The sequence below is a fragment of the Pseudomonas abyssi genome (assembly GCF_002307495.1).
Lineage (GTDB): Bacteria > Pseudomonadota > Gammaproteobacteria > Pseudomonadales > Pseudomonadaceae > Halopseudomonas > Halopseudomonas abyssi.
On sequence record NZ_NTMR01000016.1, the window covers coordinates 72,929 to 89,971 of the forward strand.

20 protein-coding genes are annotated in these 17,043 nt (G+C 62.6%); 8 read left to right on the forward strand and 12 right to left on the reverse strand.

Going from position 1 to position 17,043, the window contains the following annotated elements:
• Positions 1–155 precede the first annotated feature (155 nt).
• Positions 156–692, forward strand: coding sequence for a TFIIB-type zinc ribbon-containing protein (locus tag CNQ84_RS12790; RefSeq protein WP_096005248.1), 537 nt, complete (start codon positions 156–158; stop codon positions 690–692).
• A 92-nt stretch (positions 693–784) separates the two neighbouring features.
• Complete coding sequence (locus CNQ84_RS12795; RefSeq protein ID WP_096005249.1) at positions 785–1,288, forward strand: metal-dependent hydrolase; 504 nt, start codon at positions 785–787, stop codon at positions 1,286–1,288.
• A gap of 50 nt (positions 1,289–1,338) precedes the next feature.
• On the opposite strand, the gene CNQ84_RS12800 is transcribed toward CNQ84_RS12795, so the two are convergent.
• Entirely contained in the window at positions 1,339–2,244 is a 906-nt protein-coding gene (locus tag CNQ84_RS12800; RefSeq protein ID WP_096005250.1) for a zinc ABC transporter substrate-binding protein, read from the reverse strand.
• A gap of 105 nt (positions 2,245–2,349) precedes the next feature.
• Here CNQ84_RS12800 and CNQ84_RS12805 point away from each other — a divergent pair, with 105 nt between their 5' ends.
• From CNQ84_RS12805 to znuB, 3 genes are read left to right on the forward strand one after another with little or no spacing between them, the layout of a single operon-like run.
• The gene (locus CNQ84_RS12805; RefSeq protein WP_096005251.1) at positions 2,350–2,844 is read left to right on the forward strand and encodes a Fur family transcriptional regulator; all 495 of its coding nucleotides are present in this window, start codon (positions 2,350–2,352) and stop codon (positions 2,842–2,844) included.
• On the forward strand, positions 2,841–3,605 hold the full coding sequence (gene znuC / locus CNQ84_RS12810; protein ID WP_096005337.1) for a zinc ABC transporter ATP-binding protein ZnuC: 765 nt from the start codon (positions 2,841–2,843) through the stop codon (positions 3,603–3,605). The genes CNQ84_RS12805 and znuC overlap by 4 nt, the downstream gene beginning before the upstream one ends.
• Positions 3,598–4,383, forward strand: coding sequence for a zinc ABC transporter permease subunit ZnuB (gene znuB, locus CNQ84_RS12815; protein WP_096005252.1), 786 nt, complete (start codon positions 3,598–3,600; stop codon positions 4,381–4,383). Before znuC ends, znuB begins: the two co-directional genes overlap by 8 nt.
• Positions 4,384–4,430: 47 nt before the next feature.
• Here znuB and CNQ84_RS12820 read toward each other — a convergent pair whose 3' ends face one another.
• The 5 genes from CNQ84_RS12820 to CNQ84_RS12840 are packed head-to-tail and all read right to left on the reverse strand — an operon-like array spanning position 4,431 to position 8,428.
• On the reverse strand, positions 4,431–5,060 hold the full coding sequence (locus CNQ84_RS12820) for an SCO family protein (RefSeq protein WP_096005338.1): 630 nt from the start codon (positions 5,058–5,060) through the stop codon (positions 4,431–4,433).
• Positions 5,057–5,962 (reverse strand): heme o synthase, encoded by a 906-nt coding sequence (gene cyoE, locus CNQ84_RS12825; RefSeq protein ID WP_096005253.1) that lies wholly within the window; start codon positions 5,960–5,962, stop codon positions 5,057–5,059. The genes CNQ84_RS12820 and cyoE overlap by 4 nt, the downstream gene beginning before the upstream one ends.
• A 24-nt stretch (positions 5,963–5,986) precedes the next feature.
• Complete coding sequence (locus tag CNQ84_RS12830) at positions 5,987–7,072, reverse strand: COX15/CtaA family protein (protein ID WP_096005254.1); 1,086 nt, start codon at positions 7,070–7,072, stop codon at positions 5,987–5,989.
• Between the two features lie 3 nt (positions 7,073–7,075).
• Entirely contained in the window at positions 7,076–7,678 is a 603-nt protein-coding gene (locus tag CNQ84_RS12835; protein WP_096005255.1) for a hypothetical protein, read from the reverse strand.
• 24 nt (positions 7,679–7,702) lie between these two features.
• Positions 7,703–8,428 (reverse strand): SURF1 family protein, encoded by a 726-nt coding sequence (locus CNQ84_RS12840; protein ID WP_096005256.1) that lies wholly within the window; start codon positions 8,426–8,428, stop codon positions 7,703–7,705.
• Between the two features lie 52 nt (positions 8,429–8,480).
• On the opposite strand from CNQ84_RS12840, the gene CNQ84_RS12845 reads away from it, so the two are divergent.
• Positions 8,481–8,693: a twin transmembrane helix small protein gene (locus CNQ84_RS12845; RefSeq protein ID WP_096005339.1), complete on the forward strand. Its 213-nt coding sequence runs from the start codon at positions 8,481–8,483 to the stop codon at positions 8,691–8,693.
• 24 nt (positions 8,694–8,717) lie between these two features.
• Here CNQ84_RS12845 and CNQ84_RS12850 read toward each other — a convergent pair whose 3' ends face one another.
• Genes CNQ84_RS12850 through coxB form a run of 4 tightly spaced genes read right to left on the reverse strand, consistent with a single transcriptional unit; the run spans position 8,718 to position 12,935 of the window.
• On the reverse strand, positions 8,718–9,605 hold the full coding sequence (locus CNQ84_RS12850) for a cytochrome c oxidase subunit 3 (RefSeq protein WP_096005257.1): 888 nt from the start codon (positions 9,603–9,605) through the stop codon (positions 8,718–8,720).
• Positions 9,606–9,634: 29 nt separating this feature from the next.
• Complete coding sequence (locus CNQ84_RS12855) at positions 9,635–10,201, reverse strand: cytochrome c oxidase assembly protein (RefSeq protein ID WP_096005258.1); 567 nt, start codon at positions 10,199–10,201, stop codon at positions 9,635–9,637.
• A gap of 15 nt (positions 10,202–10,216) precedes the next feature.
• The gene (gene ctaD / locus CNQ84_RS12860) at positions 10,217–11,800 is read right to left on the reverse strand and encodes a cytochrome c oxidase subunit I (RefSeq protein ID WP_096005259.1); all 1,584 of its coding nucleotides are present in this window, start codon (positions 11,798–11,800) and stop codon (positions 10,217–10,219) included.
• Positions 11,801–11,810: 10 nt separating this feature from the next.
• Positions 11,811–12,935 (reverse strand): cytochrome c oxidase subunit II, encoded by a 1,125-nt coding sequence (coxB, locus tag CNQ84_RS12865; protein WP_096005260.1) that lies wholly within the window; start codon positions 12,933–12,935, stop codon positions 11,811–11,813.
• 416 nt (positions 12,936–13,351) lie between these two features.
• On the opposite strand from coxB, the gene CNQ84_RS12870 reads away from it, so the two are divergent.
• On the forward strand, positions 13,352–13,996 hold the full coding sequence (locus CNQ84_RS12870) for a hypothetical protein (protein WP_096005261.1): 645 nt from the start codon (positions 13,352–13,354) through the stop codon (positions 13,994–13,996).
• 22 nt (positions 13,997–14,018) lie between these two features.
• Here the strand turns inward: CNQ84_RS12870 and CNQ84_RS12875 are convergent, their stop codons facing one another.
• Both CNQ84_RS12875 and prlC read right to left on the reverse strand, forming a co-directional pair.
• Entirely contained in the window at positions 14,019–14,285 is a 267-nt protein-coding gene (locus CNQ84_RS12875) for a YheV family putative zinc ribbon protein (RefSeq protein ID WP_096005262.1), read from the reverse strand.
• The gene (prlC, locus tag CNQ84_RS12880) at positions 14,282–16,324 is read right to left on the reverse strand and encodes an oligopeptidase A (protein ID WP_096005263.1); all 2,043 of its coding nucleotides are present in this window, start codon (positions 16,322–16,324) and stop codon (positions 14,282–14,284) included. The genes CNQ84_RS12875 and prlC overlap by 4 nt, the downstream gene beginning before the upstream one ends.
• A 128-nt stretch (positions 16,325–16,452) precedes the next feature.
• Here prlC and CNQ84_RS12885 point away from each other — a divergent pair, with 128 nt between their 5' ends.
• On the forward strand, positions 16,453–16,995 hold the full coding sequence (locus CNQ84_RS12885; RefSeq protein ID WP_096005264.1) for a gamma carbonic anhydrase family protein: 543 nt from the start codon (positions 16,453–16,455) through the stop codon (positions 16,993–16,995).
• Positions 16,996–17,043 lie beyond the last annotated feature (48 nt).

The window sequence follows — 17,043 nt, forward strand, 5'->3', positions numbered from 1 at the left end:
CGCTACAAATGCGGCTTTCAGAGCGGCAGGCATCTGGCTGCTGCCCAGCTTCGCCCGGGCAACTCAGGCTTGTTGCTATTGCTCCCCAAAGGCTAAGCTGCTGCCCCGAGGAAGTGGCAAGTCGCCGCGTGGTTCAAGGACGGAAAGGTAATCCTATGCAGTGTCCCAAGTGTCGAAATATCCGCCTGCAGGCGAGCAAGGTCGAAGAGGGTTTGCCCGCGATGGGCTGCCCCGCGTGCGCAGGGTCGTTGCTGTCGTTGCTCTATTACCGTGATTGGGTGGAGCGCAACGAGCCGCCGCTGGCGGATGGGGAGGTCGCCACCGAGGTGGTGGAGGAGGCAGACGCCAAGGCCGCGCTGACCTGCCCCAAGTGCAGCGGCCTGATGACCAAGTTCTCGGTCTCGGGGGCGCTGACCAGCCGGATTGATCTGTGTGGTCGCTGTGACGAAGCCTGGCTGGATGGCGGCGAATGGCAGTTGCTGAAGTCGCTGGAGCTGGCGCACAAGCTGCCGGCGGTATTTACCGAGCAATGGCAGCGGCGGGTGCGCAGCGAAAAAATGGCCCAGCTCAAGCGCGAGCGCCTGGAGCAGCAGGTCGGTGCCGCTGATGCGGCCCGGGTGGCGGAGATCAAGAGCTGGCTCGCTGGGCATGCGCAGCGCGCTACCTTGATGCAGTTTCTCGCCTCGGACTGAGAGCGTTCAGAACCGGCCGGCAGCTTCGTGGTCAGAGTGCTGTCCGGGCCCTCATACGGCCTGCCCTTTCACTGCCGAACAGGCGCTGGTCCATGCTGATTGCCCATCTGCCGTCTGGTTACATCCTTTCAAGCTATATGTTGTCGCCGCTGCGCCGTACGCCGGTGCGTCCCGTCTGGTTGCTGATTGCCGGTACCCTGGGCGGCATCTTCCCCGACTTTGACATGCTGTACTTCTTCTTCGTTGACCACAGCATGGTCCACCACCACCGCTATGCGACCCATTGGCCGCTGCTCTGGTTGTGTCTGCTGTCGGGCGCAATGGGCTGGTTGGCGCTGTGTCGACGCCTGGCTGCGCCCTGGTTGCTGCTGATGTTCAGTCTGGGCGGCCTGCTGCATGTGGTGCTGGACAGCCTGGCGGGAGACGTCTGGTGGTTCGCGCCATTTGTCGATCAGCGCTATTCGCTGGTCACGGTCACCGCGCGCTATCAGCCCTGGTGGCTCAATTTCATCGTCCACTGGGTGTTTTTGCTCGAGCTGGCAATCTGGGGGTGGGCGCTCTGGCGGTGGCGGCTACGCGGACGCTGGCTGCGTTGAGGTATCGGGCAGCTGGCCGACGTCCGCAGCGGGACGTCGGCCATGCAGGGTCAGAGGCTTTCCAGGCAGCCGCCGAGATTGTCGGTCAAGGTGCTGAGCATATGCACGTAGCCGTCGGCGCTGGCTGGCGTGTCCGCACCCAAGGGGTCCAGCTGAGCGCTTTCGACTGGCAGTCCGGCGGTCAGGCTATTGACCAGGCGCGGGGTGAACTGGGGCTCGCTGAAGACACAAGCGCGACCGGCGTCACGCAGCTTGGCGCGCAGTTCGTTGACGTGGCGTGCACCAGGCTGTACCTCGTGTGACAGGCTGAATACATCGCGATGCTTGATTCCCAGATACTCTTCCAGGTACGCATAGGCGTCGTGAAAAACGAAATAGGGCTTGTCCTTGAGTGGCAGAAAGCGCGCTTGCAAGGCCTGCTCCAGCTCGCCCACCTGCTGCTCGAAGTGCGCCAGGTTTGCGTCCAGCTGCGCTTGCTGTTCGGGGTACAGCGGCGCGAGGTCCTGCTTCATCCAGCGTGCCAGGACCAACGCGTTGTCCAGCGACAGCCAGATGTGGGGGTCCAGGCTGCCTTCGTCGTGGTGGTGGTCGTGATGGTCATGACCATGCTCGGCATGTTCTTCCGCATACTCGCGCAACGTCAGGCCGTGCACGTCCATCAGCTCGCGGGCATTGGCGGCGTCGTGCAGGACGTCCTCAAGGAAGCGCTCCAGATTGGGCCCGACCCAGTAAATACGCTCGGCATCCGCCAGTGCGCGGCGGTCTGACGGCCGTAAGGCGAAGGAGTGAGGTGAGGCGCCCGGCGGCAGCAGAACGGCTGGTTCATCGATGCCGTTGAGCAGCGCGGCACTGATCAGTTGTACCGGTTTGATGGTAGTGAGTACCCGACTGTCGGCGAAAGCCGAGCAGGACAGCAGCAAACCTGCGGCCAAAGCCGACAGCAAGCGTAGTAACATGGGGAATTCCTCGAAACGCAAAAGCGTTATATGATAACAGGTCATTGACCTCTGAACAGTCCCTGTCGCCAATTGGTGCCGGGGCGCAGCCAGCGAGGCAGCCCGATGAGCCACCCCCCCCACCTTTCCGACCCTCAAGCACCGCACAACCACGATCACTGCGTCAGCCATGCCCTGCAGGCTGCAGAACAGGTGTGTACCCGTGAGGGTGTGCGTTTTACCGCGTTGCGCAAGCGGGTGCTGGAGTTGGTCTGGCAAAGCCACAAACCGCTTGGCGCCTATGACATTCTGGACACCCTGTCCCGTGATGACGGCCGCCGCGCGGCACCGCCGACGGTCTATCGCGCGCTGGACTTTCTGCAGGAGCAGGGGCTTGTGCACCGTATTGCGTCGCTTAACGCCTTTATCGGTTGCCCCAGCCCGGAGCACCGCCATCAGGGGTATTTTCTGATCTGTCTGGGGTGCCACGTGGCCATCGAGCTGGAGGAGTCGGGCATCAGTGAGGCGATCGCCAGTGCGGCTGCGGCGCATGATTTTGTCGCCAGCAGTGAAACTGTTGAAGTGAGCGGGTTGTGCGCGCGTTGCCGGGCGGCGGCATGAGCGACGCGTTGTTGTCGCTGCGGCACGTCAGCCTGCGGTTGAACGAGACTGACGTGCTGGAAAACGTCAACCTGAGCGTTCAGCCCGGCGAAATTGTCACCCTGATCGGCCCCAACGGCGCAGGCAAGACCAGTCTGGTGCGGGTGGTGCTTGGCCTGCTCAAGGCAACCAGCGGCGAGGTGCGTCGGCGGCCGCGTCTGCGCATCGGCTACATGCCGCAGAAACTGCAGGTTGATCCGTCGCTGCCGTTGACGGTACTGCGCTTTTTGCTGCTGGTACCGGGTGTGCGGCGGCCGGCGGTGGAGGCGGCGCTGGTCGACGTGGGCGCCGAGCATTTGCTGGAACGGCCGCTGCAGCAAGTATCCGGTGGTGAGCTGCAACGTATCCTGCTGGCGCGTGCGCTGTTGCGCGAGCCCGACCTGCTGGTGCTGGACGAGCCGGTGCAGGGCGTCGATGTCAATGGCCAGATCGAGCTGTATCAACTGATTACCCGGCTGCGCGACCGCTATGGCTGTGGCGTGCTGATGGTTTCTCATGACCTGCATCTGGTGATGGCCACGACCAACACCGTGGTTTGCATCAACCGACACGTCTGCTGCTCCGGGCATCCGGAGCAGGTCAGCACCGACCCGGCCTTTGTCGCCATGTTTGGCGAGCAGGCCAGCGCCCTGGCTGTCTACAGCCATCACCACGACCACGGCCACGATCTGCATGGCGAAGTGGTGCCCCACGAACACGGACCTGGTTGCAAGCATGCCTGATTTTCTGCTGTACGCCCTGTTGGCCGGGCTGTCGCTGGCGCTGGTGGCCGGCCCGCTTGGCTCCTTCGTGGTCTGGCGGCGCATGGCCTATTTTGGCGACACCCTTTCGCATTCGGCACTACTCGGCGTGGCGCTGGGCATGTTGCTGGATATCAATCTGACGGTGGCGGTGACGGTGGGCTGCGTGCTGATCGCGGTGCTGCTGGTCGCCCTGCAGCACAAGGAGTGGCTGGCCAGCGACACCTTGCTGGGTATTCTTGCCCACAGCACCCTGTCGCTGGGGCTGGTGGTCCTGGCCCTGGCAGAAAACATGCGGGTTGACCTGATGGCCTACCTGTTCGGCGACTTGCTGGCCATCACCTCAAGCGAGCTGGCGTGGATGATCGGCGGCTTGCTGATTGTACTGGTGCTGATGGGGTGGCTCTGGCGCAGCCTGATGTCGATCACGGTGCATGAAGAGCTGGCGCGGGTTGAGGGGCTGCCGGTCACGGCTATCCGCCTGGCATTGATGTTGCTGATTGCGATTGTCATCGCGGTGGCGATGAAGGTGGTTGGCGTACTGCTGATCACCTCGCTGCTGATCATTCCGCCGGCGGCAGCGCAGCGCCACGCCCGTACGCCGGAGCAGATGGCGTTGGGGGCCAGCGTGCTGGGCATGCTGGCGGTACTCGGCGGGCTGGCATTGTCCTGGGAGCTGGATACGCCGGCGGGCCCCTCGGTGGTTGTCTGCGCGGCCGCCTTGTTCATGCTGGCGCTGGCGATTCCACGCCGCGCCTAGTCGAACAGGGGCTCTCGGCAGGCCGGTGAGCGGAGCGGCAACAGACCCTACTGCTCCGCCATGATGCGGGGCAGCCACTGGGCCAGCTGGTCGATGTTCAATGGCGGACGGATGAAGCCGGCATAGCGCCCCTGAGGGTCGACGATCACCACCTGACCACTGTGGTCGACCAGATAGTTTTCGTTGCTGGTGTCTGGCTCGATATAGGCGATCGACAGCGCCTTGGCCAGGGTGGCGAGCTGATCGCTGTCACCGGTGGCGCCAGCAAAGCCGGCGTTAAAGAAACTCAGATAGCTTGCCAGCTGCTCCGGTGTGTCGCGGTTGGGGTCCACGCTGACCAAGGTGACCTGCAGCTGGGTCTGGGTTTGTTCAGGCAGTTTTTGCATCAGCTGGCGCAGCTCGGCCAAGGTGGTCGGGCAAATGTCCGGGCAAAAGGTGTAGCCGAAGAACAGCAGATCCCACTGGCCGTTCAGGTCATCCAGCCCCCAGGGCTGATCGGCAGCAGAGCGCAGGCTGACCTCGGGCAGGGCGCGCGGGCTGTCGAACAGATAGACCCCGGCTTGCTGCAGGGCGTTGCGGTCCAGCGGCGCTGGACGGGTTACCTTGTTGACCACGGCGCCAACCACCAGCGCAATGCTTGCCACACATACCAGAACGGTTTTCTGTACCCCGGTCAAAGCCATCCAGCCACCTCGATATAGTGGTCCAGCAGCAGCGCCACAAATAGCCACAGCAGGTACCACAACGAATATTTGAAGGTCTTGATGGCCGCATGCGGGCGGCTGTTGCGCAACAGGGCAATCGCCCAGTCGATAAAGCGCAGGCCCAGCACCACCGCGGCCACCAGATAGAGCGGGCCGCTCATGTGGATCACAAAGGGCAGCAGGCTCACGGCCAAGAGCATAAAGGTATACAGCAGAATATGCAGCTTGGTGTAGTGCTCGCCGTGGGTGACGGGCAGCATCGGAATGTTGACCTTGGCGTACTCGGCCTTGCGGTGAATCGCCAGCGCCCAGAAGTGCGGCGGGGTCCAGGCGAAGATAATCAGCACCAGCAGCAGGCCGCCAGCGTCGATCTGGCCGCTCACGGCCGTCCAGCCGAGCAAGGGCGGCGCGGCACCGGCCAGCCCGCCGATGACAATATTCTGCGGCGTGGCACGTTTAAGAAAGGCGGTATAGACCAAAGCGTAGCCCAGCAGCGAGCCCAGGGTCAGCACCGCAGTCAGGGTATTGGTCCAGGACAGCAGCACGGCCAGCCCTGCGCTGCCCAGTAACATGGCAAAGAGCACGGCATTCAGTGGCTCGACGCGGCCCTGGGCCAGGGGGCGGCGCTGGGTGCGGGCCATCTGTACGTCGATACGCCGATCTACCACATGGTTGATGGCTGCCGCCGAGCCTGCGCACAGGGCAATCCCCAAGTTACCGAGCAGCAAGGTGCTCCAGGGTACCGCGCTGTCGCTGGCCAGCAGCATGCCGATGGCCGAGGTAATGATCATCAGCGCAACGACCTTGGGTTTGGTCAGTTCCAGATAATCACGCCAGCCGGCCTGTGCCGTTACTGCATGGGTGATGCTAGCCATGGTCCGTCCCCCCTGTCGGTGCGTTTAGCGCACCTGTGTTGTTGTTCTCGCAGTATGGTTGCCAAGTAGTGGGCTTGCCAGTTTGTGCGGTGGTTTGGCGACCAGCCGAACCCGCGCCGGCGTCGGTGCGCGCAGTCGGTACGCGACGGACACGGTACACAGCAGCAGCAACGCCGCCATGCCGTTGTGTGCGACGGCAATCGCCAGTGGCAGGGCCGCCAGCACGTTGGTGATGCCCAGGCTGACCTGTGCGATCAGGGCCAGACTCAGCAGCGCAGCGAGGCCGCGCAGGCGCGCCCGCCAGAGCTGCCAGCCCAGCAGCAGTACCACCAAGGTGGTGACCAGTGCGCCTAGGCGATGGGTGAAGTGGATCGCGGTGCGGCCGGGCCCTTCGAGCATGCCGCCGAGGTAGTTCGGGCCTATCTCCTGGTGCAGCAGATTAAAGCCGGTGTGAAAGTCCATCTCCGGCCACCATTCACCGTGGCAGGTGGGCAGGTCGATGCAGGCCACCGCTGCGTAATTGGTGCTGGTCCAGCCACCGAGCATGATCTGCACCATCACCACTGCCAGTGTGACCTTGGCCAGCGTGCGCAGGCGCGTCAGCGCGCGGCTGGGTGTCAGGGCGGGCAGGCGACCGGACAATCGCAACACCAACAGCAACAGCAGGCTCAGGGTCGCGAAGCCACCCAGCAGGTGCGCGGTTACCACCTGTGGCCAGAGTTTGAGTGTCACCGTCCACATGCCGAACAGAGCCTGACAGACCACCAGCGCCAGCAGGCCAAGGCCGAGGCCTGTGGGGTAGTCGGGGTTACGGCGCTGGCTGATGCCGATCACTGCCAAGGTCAGGATGACCAGGCCAAGCGTGCCGGCAGCATAGCGGTGAATCATCTCGGCCCAGGCTTTGAAGGCTTCCACCGGCTCATCCGGGAAGCGCAACTGCGCTGCCTGCAAGGCATGCTCGCTTTGTGGGACGCTGAGAAAGCCATAGCAACCTGGCCAGTCCGGGCAGCCCAGCCCGGCGTGTACCAGGCGGGTGTAGGCGCCGAGAATGACCACTACAAAGCAGAGCAGCAGCGCTGCCAGAGCGAGTGCGTAGCCGGGTTTGCGCATGGCTTAGCCCACCTTGGAGAGTTTCAGCAGACGCTTGAGGTCATCCAGCAGGTTCTTGCCGGGTTGGCTGGCACTGTGATGCAGCACCACGCGGCCCAGCGGGTCGACCAGCCACAGCTGTGGGCCGATCAGCCAGCTGTCGGGCTGGGTCTGCAGGCTGTGCAGGTAGGCGTTGCTGTCAAAGGTGGTGCGCTCCAGACGCGGAAACTGTGCCTCCAGCGCGGCAACCTCGTCGGCGCGTAGCGCCACCGGAGACGCCAGTACATGGGTCACGCGTTCGGCCTCGCGACCGACCGCCACGTTGATCTGCCTTGCTTCGTGGACCAGCGCCATGCACTGGCGCTCGCAGGCGCCGGTGTGGGTCACCAGCAGGCGCCATGGCGCGCCATAGCCGACCGGCTCCACCGCGAGCTGCCAGTCGCTGGTCTGAATCGCGGGTTCCACCAATGCGGACTTGTTGGCGTGGCCTTTAGGCATGCCAATATCCAGTTGCGCCATCAGCGCTGCCAGCGCAATAGGCCCTACCACGACGCCGATGATGGCCAGCAACTTGAGCTGGCCCCTTGGGCGTGACGGGCGTTGTTCGGATTCGGTCAGGCTCATCATTGTTATTCCCCCGAGATCAACGTGCTATTGAGGCCGAAAACCGGCCCAGAGAAATAGGGCGAGCAGTGCCGCTGCCAGGCTGAACCATTGCACCGCGTAGCCGGTGTGGCGGCTGGCGCTCATGGGTAGCGCCGGCCAGTCCAGCGTCAGTGCGGCGCTGCCGGCATTGCTCAGTCGGGCGCTCCAGCCCAGCAGCGGTAGCGCTGACTGCGCGCGCAGGGCATCCAGATCCAGCTGAGCGATCACGCAACTGCGCTGATCCGCGTCACAGGCGCGTCTGCCCGGCCGCCAGCCGGCGCTGCTGGCGGGCAGTTTTTCTGCCTGCAGCTGCAGCCTGCCCGGTGGTGTGCTGATGTGTGGCGGCTGGCGCCGGTCCGGCCAGGGTAGCCAGCCGCGATTGATCAGCAGCCAGTCCCCGCTATCTGCCTGAAAGGCCTGCAGTACCTCGACGCCGGCCTGTCCGTTGCGGGTGCGGTTGTCCAGCAACCAGATGTGCTGTGGGTCGAGCCGACCCTGCAGGCTGAGCGGCTGCCAGTCGGCAGGCGCTTGCCCGCCGAGCTGTGTCAGGGTTTTGGCCGGTGCGTGCTGCAGGGCATCGATGCTGGCCTGCAGTTGTTGTTTCTGATCGGCCCGTTGCAGCTGCCAGACGCCCAGCCCCAGCAGCACCGGCAGCAGACTCAGGGTGAACACCCAGAGTGGCCAGCCCGGCGCGAAACGTCGGTTGGTCACTGCGGCCTCAGACAGCACCATGAGCTGCTCCGGCTATACTCAGGCCGACCATAACAACAATCAGGGGAAGACCATGTGGCTCAAGCTGGTCATCGTGATCTTGCTGGCGCTGATACTGATCAGCCTGTTCAGCGGTTTGTTCTTTTTGATGAAAGACACTGATGGGCGCGGCCGGCTGGTAACGGCATTGAGCGTGCGTATCGGCCTGACAGTGCTGTTGATGGCGCTGATTGCCTGGGGCTTCTGGGCGGGCCGACTGACCTGGCACACGCCCTGGTTGCATTGACTTGGCAGGCATCATGGGTACCGCTCAGAAGATGTAGACGAAGATAAACAGCCCAACCCAGACCACGTCCACGAAGTGCCAGTACCAGCTGGCGGCTTCAAAACCGAAGTGCTGCTGTGGGGTGAAATGGCCCTTGGCGATGCGGATCAGCATGATGGCCAGAATCAGCGTGCCCATGGTGACGTGGGCGCCGTGGAAGCCGGTCAGCATGAAGAAGGTGGCGCCATAGATGCCCGAGTTCAATGTCAGCCCCAGGTCGTGATAGGCGTGCTGGTATTCCAGTGCCTGCAGCACCAGAAAGACCGTGCCCAGCGCGACGGTCAGGCCCAACCAGGCCTTGGTAGCGCCGCGATTGTCTTTGCGCAGGGCGTGATGGGCAAAGGTGACGGTCACGCTGGAGGAGATCAGCAGCAGGGTGTTGATCAGCGGCAGTTGCCAGGCGCTGATCACCTCGCTGGGACCGGGAAAGGTTTTGGGGTCCGGGTTGATCATCAGCGGCCATTGATAAGTGAAATCCGGCCAGAGCATGTTGGCCAGGCCCTTGTCGCCCTCACCACCGAGCCACGGGCCGGCAAAGGTACGCACGTAGAACAGGGCGCCGAAGAAGGCGGCAAAGAACATCACTTCCGAGAAGATGAACCAGCCCATGCCCATGCGGAAGGAGCGGTCCATCTGCGGGCTGTAGAGGCCCTCGCGGCTTTCCTTCACCACATTGCTGAACCAGCCGAACATCATCCAGGCGGTCAAGAGTGCACCGGCAAAGAACAGCCAGCGGCCCAGGCTGCTGCCGGCTCCGGCGCTGTCGCCGTTCATCATGCTGCCGCCGCCAAATACCAGCAGCAGCAGCGCTATCGAGGCAATGATCGGCCACTTGCTTTGGGCCGGCACATAGTAGGTCTGATGATTGGCCATCTGTTGTTCTCCTTGTACGGCAATCGTGCTCAGTGGGCCTGCGCCTGGGCGGCGGCCAGCTTGTCAGGCATTCGCTCCGATACATCAAACAGGGTGTAGGCCAGGGTCAGGTGCTTGACCTGTGCCGGCACCGCCGGATCAACAATAAAACGCACCGGCATCTCGACGCTTTCCCCCGGTTGCAGCACCTGCTGGGTAAAGCAGAAACACTCGGTCTTGTGGAAGTAGGCTGCGGCAATCGATGGTGAAACGCTGGGAATGGCCTGTGCCACCATCGGCCGGTCAGTCGGGTTATGCGCCAGAAACAGCATCTCGCGCGTTTCGCCCGGATGCAGGCTGAGCTGTTCGGCCTCGGGGCCAAAGTCCCAGCTCATGCCTTCGGCCCGGGTGGCGACAAACTGCACCCGCAGGGTGCGGCTGCTGTCGATCTGCTCGACTTCCTGCTGGTAGGCGGTGCCGCTGGTCTTGCCGTTGATGCCCAGCGCATCGCACATCACGTCATACAGCGGTACCATCAGGAATCCGAAGCCGAACATGCCGAATACCGTCAGTACCAGTTTGCCGACCAGGCGGCGATTGGACTGTGTCTCGCTCATTGCCGCGACCTCCGGTCACTTCACCTCGGGGGGCGTCGAGAAGGTGTGGTATGGCGCGGGTGAGGGTACGGTCCACTCCAGCCCCTCTGCACCTTCCCAGGGGTTGGCGGCCGCCTTCTTGCCGCCTTTGATGCACTTGATGACGATAAACAGGAACAGCAGCTGGGTAACCCCAAACATGAAGGCGCCGACCGAGGAGATCATGTTGAAGTTGGCGAACATCACGTTGTAGTCGGGAATGCGCCGCGGCATGCCAGCCAGCCCGACAAAGTGCATCGGGAAGAACGCCAGGTTCATGCCGATGAAGCTCATCCAGAAATGCGTCTTGGCCAGGGTTTCGTCGTACATGTGGCCGGTCCACTTGGGCAGCCAGTAGTAGGCCGAGGCGAAGATGCCGAAGATGGCGCCGGGCACCAGCACATAGTGGAAGTGCGCGACCACAAAATAGGTGTCGTGATACTGGAAGTCGGCCGGTGCAATCGCCAGCATCAGACCGGAAAAGCCGCCGATGGTGAACAGAATCACAAAGGCCACGGCGAACAGCATCGGCGCCTCGAAGGTCAGCGCACCGCGGAACATGGTGCTGACCCAGTTGAACACCTTCACCCCGGTCGGTACGGCGATCAGCATGGTGGCGTACATAAAGAACAGCTCACCGGTAATCGGAATGCCGACGGTAAACATGTGGTGCGCCCAGACGATGAACGACAGAAAGGCGATGGCGGCGGTGGCGTAGACCATCGAGGTGTAGCCGAACAGCGGCTTGCGGCTGAAGGCCGGAATGATCTGGCTGACCGCACCGAACGCCGGCAGGATCATGATGTAGACCTCGGGGTGACCGAAGAACCAGAAAATGTGCTGGAACATCACCGGGTCACCGCCGCCGGCCGCATTGAAGAAGCTGGTGCCGAAGTGGATGTCCATCAGCATCATGGTCACCACGCCAGCCAGCACCGGCATCACCGCGATCAGCAGGAAAGCGGTAATCAGCCAGGTCCAGACGAACAGCGGCATCTTCATCAGCGTCATGCCGGGGGCGCGCAAGTTGAGAATGGTGGCGATGATGTTGATCGCGCCCATGATCGAACTGATGCCCGCCAGGTGAATGGCGAAGATGAAGAAGGTGACGCTGGGCGGCGCGTAGGTGGTTGACAGCGGTGCGTAGAAGGTCCAGCCGAAGTTCGGGCCGCCTCCCTCCATGAACAGTGTCGAGACCAGCAGCCCGAAGGCCATCGGCAGCAGCCAGAAGCTGAAGTTGTTCATCCGTGGCAGCGCCATGTCCGGTGCGCCGATCATCAGCGGAATCATCCAGTTGGCCAGGCCGACAAAGGCCGGCATAACCGCCCCGAACACCATGATCAGGCCGTGGGTGGTGGTCATCTGGTTGAAAAATTCCGGTTGCACCAGTTGCAGGCCCGGCTGAAACAGCTCGGCACGGATGACCATGGCCATCGAGCCGCCGAGCAGGAACATGGCAAAGCTGAACCACAGGTACATCGAGCCGATGTCCTTGTGGTTGGTGGTGAGCACCCAGCGCATCAGGCCCTTGGCCGGACCGTGGGCATGGTCGTGGTGATGGGTATCGATCACAGCGCTCATGACAGGTCTCCTATTGGCCTTCTTTGGCGTTCAGCACGTCGACGGGCGCCAGCATTTCGCCGGTGTCGTTGCCCCATGCGTTACGCTCGAAGGTGATCACGGCCGCCACATCGACTTCCGACAGTTGCTTGCCGAACGCCGCCATCGCGGTACCCGGTACGCCGTTGAGGACGATATCCAGGTGCTGGGCCATATCTTCGGTGACAATGGCGCTGCCCTTGAGCGCCGGGAACATCGGCGGCAGGCCCTCGCCGGTGGGCTGGTGACAGGAGGCGCAGGCGGAGGCATAGACCTTTTCCCCACGCTCGACCAGCTCTTCCAGGGTCCAGTCCTTCTCGCGCAGCTCTGCTTCCTTGGCGGCGGCCTCTTTTTGCTCGGCCATCCAGGCGTCGTATTCATCCTGGGGCAGCACTTCGACCACCACGGGCATGAAGCCGTGGTCCTTGCCGCACAGTTCGGTACATTGGCCGCGGTAGATGCCGGGCTTTTCTACGCGGGTCCAGGCTTCGTTGATAAAGCCGGGGATGGCGTCTTTCTTGACCGCAAAGTCGGGTACCCACCAGGAGTGGATGACGTCGGCGGCGGTGACCAGGAAGCGGACCTTCTTGCCGACCGGAATGACCAGCGGGTTGTCCACTTCGAGCAGGTAATTGGGGTTCTTGTCGCTGACGTTGCCGATCTCGTCGCGTGGCGTCGACATGCTGCTGAAGAAGCTCACGCCTTCGCCGACGTACTGGTACTGCCAGCGCCATTGATAGCCGGTTACCAGAATGTCGATGTCCGCCTCGTCGGCGTCGTAGATATCGATCAGTGTTTTGGTGGCCGGAATGGCCATCACGATGAGAATCGCCAGCGGGATCACCGTCCAGAGAATCTCCACACCCAGGTGTTCGTGGAAGGTCGCCGGTTTGCTGTCCTCGGATTTGCGATGCATCAGCATCGACCAGAACATCACACCAAATACCACGATGCCGATGACCACGCAGATCCAGAAGATGGTCATGTGCAGATCGAACACGGATTGACTGACTTCGGTGACGCCCCGGCGCATGTTGACGCCCCACTCGGCACTCGCTTGGGCGCCGAGCACAGACAGGGACAGTCCAACCGGCCAGGTGATTGCTGCTCGCAACATTCCCGGTCCCCCTTTATTGTTTTTATCGCTACCGGTGCACGGAACGAAGGGGTATCACACTGCGCAGACACCCAGGCAGACTGCTGCAAATGTGGCGCTACTAGGACGCCAGATTCCTCAGCAACCCGCTTGCCGCAGGACATACAGCGCGTTGTTCGCGGCGTTTCATCCCCCGGCCAGCACTTCCCCCACAGGCCACCAGTCATCTGGAGTATAGACGGGGGTCATCGGCGCGCAATGTTGCGGCGGATAATTGTTGGCGGGACCGTCGGGTGGGCTTATTACAATTTGATCTCATGCCTCGTGGTGAGGCACTTTGACGCACTAGCACTCCTCTGCTAGGTTTTTCGCTTTACAATAATGTCAAAGTGATGCTGCTCGCTGGCAGCCTCCGTTTGCCGTTGTGGAGCTAGAGTATGAACATCGCTGGGCTGAAACACCGTATTGCCGAAGCAACGGCACAGAGTGATTCGCGTGAGGGAATGCAGGCCTGGTTGCAGACCCGGATCGCGGATCTACACCCCTCCATTCGCCTGCAGGAGGACCCGGTCGGGGCACTGCAGCGCTTTGCCACCGCTTACATCGAACAGGTGCCGGAGGTGCTGGAAGCCGCCGCAGCGGTGGCCGAGTCAGCTCAATTGAAGCCGCGCATGCTGCCGGTCCTCAAGGTGGCCGAGGCGTTCTTTTTGCAGCCGCCAGACTTGCCGGCCGAACATCGCGGGCTGGTAACGCTGCTGGATGAGGCCTACCTGGCCCATCGTTTGGTGGAAGACGTGAACGATCGCTACGTCGCCCACGGCGGCGAGTCGCTGATTCCGATGGACACCACCCGTGCCAACCTGATCGTGCATCATCTGCTGGGCGAGTCCTTTGCCAATCGGTTGGATGCGGCGGTCGAGGAGGCGGTCTCGGGGCTGTTGCCCGAGGACCTGTTTCAGTCAGCTGAATTTCAGGCCTACCGGGCGCAGCTGGATCCGGCCGAGGTACAGCGTCTGTGGGCGCAGTGGCCGTGTATGTCACAGCAACTGGGCGTGGATATCGAACTACGCAGCGTTGCCTGATCAGGCAACGCTGCGTAGCGCTTCAATCTTTCTTTTTCAGACGCGGATTGGGGAAGAACTGTACCGTCTGGCTGGTGGGTTTGCTTGGTGCCTTGCGCACTTCGTTGACCCGGGTACCCAGCTCCTTGGGTACCGAGTTGCCGCGGGCATCCAGCGTATCGGTGTAACCGCACTGCACGCATTCGCGGTGCGGCACGCCGTCTTCTTCGTACATCTTGATGGTGTCCATCGCGCTGCACGCCGGGCAGACCGCACCGGCGATAAAGCGCTTCACCGGGCCGTTGGTCATGCCGCTTCCCCGCTCAGGCCGCTGTGACGCAGCAGTGGATCAATCGATGGCTCGCGACCACGGAAGGCGACGAACAGCGCCATCGGTGCCTCGCTGCCGCCACGGGCAAGAATGTTGTCGCGGAAGGCGCGACCGGTCTCGGCGTTCAGTACACCCTCTTCCTCGAAGCGCGAGAAGGCATCAGCCGACAGCACTTCTGCCCACTTGTAGCTGTAGTAACCCGCCGCATAGCCGCCAGCGAAGATGTGGCTGAAGCCGTTTTGGAAACGGTTGAACGACGGCACCTTGATGACCGCGATTTCCTTGCGCACTTGATCCAGCACCTGTTGAGCGCTCAGCTCGGGGTGCTTGCGCACGTGCAGTTCAAAGTCGAACAGCGAGAATTCGATCTGGCGCAGCATGCCCAGGCCGGACTGGAAGTTCTTGGCCGCCAGCATCTTGTCCAGCAGGTCCTGCGGCAACGGCTCGCCGGTTTCATAGTGGCTGGAGATCAGCGCCAGGCCTTCCGGCTCCCAGCACCAGTTTTCCATGAACTGGCTGGGCAGCTCGACCGCGTCCCAGGCCACGCCGTTGATGCCGCTGGCAGAGGCGTAGTTCACCCGGGTCAGCAGGTGGTGCAGGCCGTGGCCGAACTCGTGGAACAGGGTGGTGACCTCGTCGTGGGTCAGCAATGCCGGCTTGCCGCCAACCGCCGGAGTGAAGTTGCAGACCAGATAGGCAATCGGGCGCTGCAGGGCGCCGTCGGGCAGCAGCCGGCGGTCGCGGCAGCCATCCATCCAGGCGCCGCCGCGCTTGTTGGCGCGGGCGTACAGATCGAGGAAGAAGCGGCCGATGACTTCGCCTTGCTCAATCACCTCGAACAGGCGTGCGTCCTTGTGCCAGCGCTCGAACTCGGCGACTTCGCGCAACTGGATGCCGTAGAGTTTCTGGACGATACCGAACATGCCGTTGATCACGGTATCGATCGGGAAGTAGGGGCGCAGCATTTCCTGCGAGATGGCGTAACGCTGCTGGCGCAGTTGCTCGCTGTAGAAGCCAACGTCCCAGGGCTGCAGGTCGTCGCAGCCCTGTTCTGCGGCAAAAGCCTTCAGAGCGGCCAGATCCTGTTTCGCGAACGGCTTGCTGCGCTCGCCCAGGTCACGCAAAAAGCCGAGCACCTGATCGGTGCTTTCGGCCATCTTGGTCGCCAGCGACAGTTCGGCGTAGTTGGCAAAGCCCAGCAGCTCGGCCAGCTCCTGACGCAGCAGCAGAATCTCGTCGATGATCGGGCCGTTGTCGAACTGACCGGCGTTCGGGCCTTGATCGGAGGCGCGGGTGCAGAAGGCGGTATAGACCTCCTGACGCAGGGCGCGGTCGGTGGCGTAGGTCATGACCGGGAAGTAGCTGGGGAATTCCAGTGTGATCAGCCAGCCGTCCAGCTCGCGGGCCTCGGCGGCCTGTTTGGCCTGCGCCAGCGCGGACTCGGGCAGCCCGTCCAGCTGGGCCGCGTCGGTGATGTGTTTGGTCCATGCCTGGGTGGCGTCGAGCACCTGGTTGGAGAAGCTGCTCTGCAGCTCGGACAGACGCATTTGCAGCTCGCCGTAGCGCTTCTGCTGCTCCGGCGGCAGGGCAATGCCGGACAGTTTGAAGTCGCGCAGGGCATGCTCAAGGATGGTTTGCTGGGCTTGGTCCAGTGTGGCGAACTCGTCGCTGGCGGCGAGCTGCTGGTAGGCCTCAAACAGCGCCTGATTCTGGCCCATCTCGGTGTAGTACTGGCTCAACAGCGGCAGGCAGCTTTCGTAGGCTTCGCGCAGCTCGGGGCTGTTCATCACCGCATTCAGGTGGCTGACTGGCGACCAGGCACGGCCAAGACGTTCGCCCATGTCATCCTGCGGCTCGATCAGGTTGGCCCAGGTCCATTGCGCTGGCGGGTTGGCCAGCAGGGCATCGAGCTGCGCGCGGTTGTCGGCCAGAATCTGCTCGACGGCCGGTTTGACATGTTCGGCACGGATCTCGGCAAAGGGTGGCAGATCGTAGGGTTGCAGCAGCGGATTGGGCATGGCGGGTATCCTGATTCGATCGATGACTTACAATGCGTCCATGGTAATCAACTCGGGCGCGCTTGGCATCGTGACTTCGTTAGAAGTTCTCAATGACGGCGATAGCCGCAAAATTCAAGGGTAAGACAATGAACGTACGTGGATTCAGGGACTGGCAGCCGGTGCTGGGTGACCGGGTGTTTGTTGACCCCTCGGCCGTGGTACTGGGCGATGTAGAGCTGGGTGACGACTGCTCGGTGTGGCCCGGCGCGATCATTCGCGGCGACATGCACCGCATCCGCATCGGCGACCGCACCAGCGTGCAGGATGGCAGCGTGCTGCATATTACCCACGCGGGCCCGTTCAACCCGGACGGTTATCCGCTGACCATCGGCGATGACGTGACCATTGGTCACAAGGTGCTGCTGCATGGCTGCAGCATCGGCAGCCGGGTGCTGGTCGGTATGGGCAGCATTGTCATGGATGGCGCGGTGGTCGAGGACGAGGTGATCATCGGTGCCGGCTCGTTGGTGCCGGCCAGCCGCACGCTGGAAAGCGGCTATCTGTATATGGGTAGCCCGGCCAAACAGGTGCGTGCGCTGACCGACAAGGAGCGTGAGTTCTTTACCTACTCGGCGGCCAACTATGTGCGCCTGAAGGACCAGCATCTGCTGGAGAACTACGCGGACTAGCTGACGGCGACTATACTCCGCCGTCAGCGGGTGCGAGCAAGGAGAGGC

Excerpts from the sequence above, each read along its gene's own strand:
- ctaD (WP_096005259.1), bottom strand. The coding sequence starts at position 11,800 with ATGAGCGCTGTGATCGATACCCATCACCACGACCATGCCCACGGTCCG.
- CNQ84_RS12885 (WP_096005264.1), top strand. The coding sequence starts at position 16,453 with ATGAACGTACGTGGATTCAGGGACTGGCAGCCGGTGCTGGGTGACCGG.
- CNQ84_RS12800 (WP_096005250.1), bottom strand. The coding sequence starts at position 2,244 with ATGTTACTACGCTTGCTGTCGGCTTTGGCCGCAGGTTTGCTGCTGTCC.
- CNQ84_RS12790 (WP_096005248.1), top strand. The coding sequence starts at position 156 with ATGCAGTGTCCCAAGTGTCGAAATATCCGCCTGCAGGCGAGCAAGGTC.
- cyoE (WP_096005253.1), bottom strand. The coding sequence starts at position 5,962 with ATGGCTAGCATCACCCATGCAGTAACGGCACAGGCCGGCTGGCGTGAT.
- coxB (WP_096005260.1), bottom strand. The coding sequence starts at position 12,935 with ATGTTGCGAGCAGCAATCACCTGGCCGGTTGGACTGTCCCTGTCTGTG.
- CNQ84_RS12795 (WP_096005249.1), top strand. The coding sequence starts at position 785 with ATGCTGATTGCCCATCTGCCGTCTGGTTACATCCTTTCAAGCTATATG.
- CNQ84_RS12805 (WP_096005251.1), top strand. The coding sequence starts at position 2,350 with ATGAGCCACCCCCCCCACCTTTCCGACCCTCAAGCACCGCACAACCAC.
- znuC (WP_096005337.1), top strand. The coding sequence starts at position 2,841 with ATGAGCGACGCGTTGTTGTCGCTGCGGCACGTCAGCCTGCGGTTGAAC.
- CNQ84_RS12835 (WP_096005255.1), bottom strand. The coding sequence starts at position 7,678 with ATGATGAGCCTGACCGAATCCGAACAACGCCCGTCACGCCCAAGGGGC.
- prlC (WP_096005263.1), bottom strand. The coding sequence starts at position 16,324 with ATGCCCAATCCGCTGCTGCAACCCTACGATCTGCCACCCTTTGCCGAG.
- CNQ84_RS12845 (WP_096005339.1), top strand. The coding sequence starts at position 8,481 with ATGTGGCTCAAGCTGGTCATCGTGATCTTGCTGGCGCTGATACTGATC.
- CNQ84_RS12850 (WP_096005257.1), bottom strand. The coding sequence starts at position 9,605 with ATGGCCAATCATCAGACCTACTATGTGCCGGCCCAAAGCAAGTGGCCG.
- CNQ84_RS12870 (WP_096005261.1), top strand. The coding sequence starts at position 13,352 with ATGAACATCGCTGGGCTGAAACACCGTATTGCCGAAGCAACGGCACAG.
- CNQ84_RS12840 (WP_096005256.1), bottom strand. The coding sequence starts at position 8,428 with ATGGTGCTGTCTGAGGCCGCAGTGACCAACCGACGTTTCGCGCCGGGC.
- znuB (WP_096005252.1), top strand. The coding sequence starts at position 3,598 with ATGCCTGATTTTCTGCTGTACGCCCTGTTGGCCGGGCTGTCGCTGGCG.
- CNQ84_RS12875 (WP_096005262.1), bottom strand. The coding sequence starts at position 14,285 with ATGACCAACGGCCCGGTGAAGCGCTTTATCGCCGGTGCGGTCTGCCCG.
- CNQ84_RS12855 (WP_096005258.1), bottom strand. The coding sequence starts at position 10,201 with ATGAGCGAGACACAGTCCAATCGCCGCCTGGTCGGCAAACTGGTACTG.
- CNQ84_RS12830 (WP_096005254.1), bottom strand. The coding sequence starts at position 7,072 with ATGCGCAAACCCGGCTACGCACTCGCTCTGGCAGCGCTGCTGCTCTGC.